Below are 1,737 nucleotides of genomic sequence, written 5' to 3' on the forward strand. Positions count from 1 at the left end.
AGCCGGTCCTCCCAATGACCACCTCATCCCAACACCCGGCGCGTCAGCAAATTTCCACCACCAGCGCGGACTCTACCTCTCTACCCGGCTGGGTCGCTTCAGGTGGAGAGGAACTTCACCCTATTGGGGCATGGCCCATCAATCCAATCCCCGGCGGCATCCGATAAGGCTCCTATGGTCATAGGTTGGACGAGCACCGCTCGGTCACTCCGCCAAATATTCGGCTCTCTTGAGTCTATCGCAAATATTGATCGTAAGATTTCTGCTGGGGCTCAGTCTTCAAGGCACAACATTGAGTCCTGGAGAGCAGAAAGTCGAGATGTGCCTCAAGAGGAAGACTCCATAACTCAGGAGGTAGAATCAAGTGCGTAAAGCCAGGTCGTGTGGAACCAGCTTTTTACTTGCGAATTGATTCGGCTTTTCGCGCTAATTGATTCTGCCTAAAGGAGTTTTCCAACGGAGAATCCGGTTATTGTGAATGGATTCTTGCGCTCCGACTCCACAGCCAACCCAGAATCGGGCAAGGCTCGTAACGTTACGAGCTAAATGGGTGTGAAATGCCAGATCCTTTGAGCCGCCAACGCGTCCAACGCCTTCGACAGGCCCGCAAGGAGCAGGGCCTTCGAGAGACGAACGTATGGCTGACCAAAGAGGTCGATCAGAAAATCGATGATGCCGTCGCGAGGGGGCGATTCCCCTCCAGACGGGTCGCGATCACCCATGCGCTCGCGACATTCTTCGAACAGGAGAAGAGCACGGTGACGTAAACCAGGCAAAGCAAAAGGCCCACGAAGCGGGAACTTCGAGGGCCTTTGGAGTCCACCGAGGGGTGGGCATTCGGAAAGATTAAGCACCTTCCTTATGCCATCCCGACAAGCTGAGTGTCAAGAGCATCGGTTTCGGTGAACGCTCCCGCTTTGCCCTCAACATGGAGGGTACGATGCAAATGGCATCGTCAGGAGGCCGGCGGCTGAGACATGCCGCTCTGGTCGCGAGAGAACTTGCGCTCGAAACTGGGCGCACGGTGACACGGAAAGAGCTATCTGCGGCAGCCCGGGACGCTGCCAAGGCAGTGGAATTGCGCAACGGACCTCGGTCGGTCCTCTCCGAGCTCGTGGCCTGCTGGGGCGAGCAGGAGTGGGAGCGGCTGCTGGTGTGGCCGTCCAACGATTATCTGGTCAGTCGCACAGGCCTGTCCGAGCGCGGCATCCGTAAGGCATTCCGTGTCCTCATCGACCAGCAACTGATCGTCCCAAAGGAATCGCCCAATGGAAAGCGCTACGCTGTCAAGGATTTAGCTGGCGAGATCGTTGACGCCTTTGGCTTCGACCTGACGCCCATCTACGCGAGGCGAGGGGAGTGGACCGAACGTCTGATCGAGCAGAAGCAGGCCCGAGAAGCCCGCAAGCGCACCTTCGATGAGATCACCATCGCTAGACGAGCGGCCCAGGAGGCGCTCGGGAGCCTGGCGCAGGAGTACCCTGATCTAGATCGCTCCGACCTTGAGGACCGACTTCAGGGACTACTGGCTCGGACGCCCTTGCGCAGCACCAAGTCCATGCCAATCGACATACTGGACGAGTGGAAAACTCTCAGGAGCGCGTGCGAGGAAGCTTATTATAAAGCAGGCTATGCCGGAACTCAGTACCGTCACACTAATAACAACAACGGATCTCCTAGTGAGCCTTGTAACAAAGGCTTTCCGAAGAAAGCTGAGCCGGTTCGTTCAACCGAACA

General features: G+C 57.0%; 2 protein-coding genes. One reads left to right on the top strand and one right to left on the bottom strand.

Annotated elements, in window-relative coordinates; all coding sequences use genetic code 11:
* Nucleotides 1-542: 542 nt before the first annotated feature.
* Nucleotides 543-722 carry a hypothetical protein gene (locus JKL45_RS29470; protein ID WP_201865307.1) on the bottom strand — a complete coding sequence of 60 codons (180 nt, stop codon included), beginning with the start codon at nt 720-722 and terminating at the stop codon, nt 543-545.
* Between the two features lie 224 nt (nt 723-946).
* Here JKL45_RS29470 and JKL45_RS29475 point away from each other — a divergent pair.
* Nucleotides 947-1,737, top strand: a 791-nt coding sequence (locus JKL45_RS29475) for a helix-turn-helix domain-containing protein (protein WP_246499130.1), incomplete at its 3' end; no start/stop codon positions are given.

This window comes from Microvirga soli, from assembly GCF_016734765.1.
GTDB classification, from domain to species: domain Bacteria; phylum Pseudomonadota; class Alphaproteobacteria; order Rhizobiales; family Beijerinckiaceae; genus Microvirga; species Microvirga soli.

Coding starts and splice junctions, on each gene's coding strand:
- JKL45_RS29470 (WP_201865307.1), bottom strand. CDS start 722: ATGGGTGATCGCGACCCGTCTGGAGGGGAATCGCCCCCTCGCGACGGC.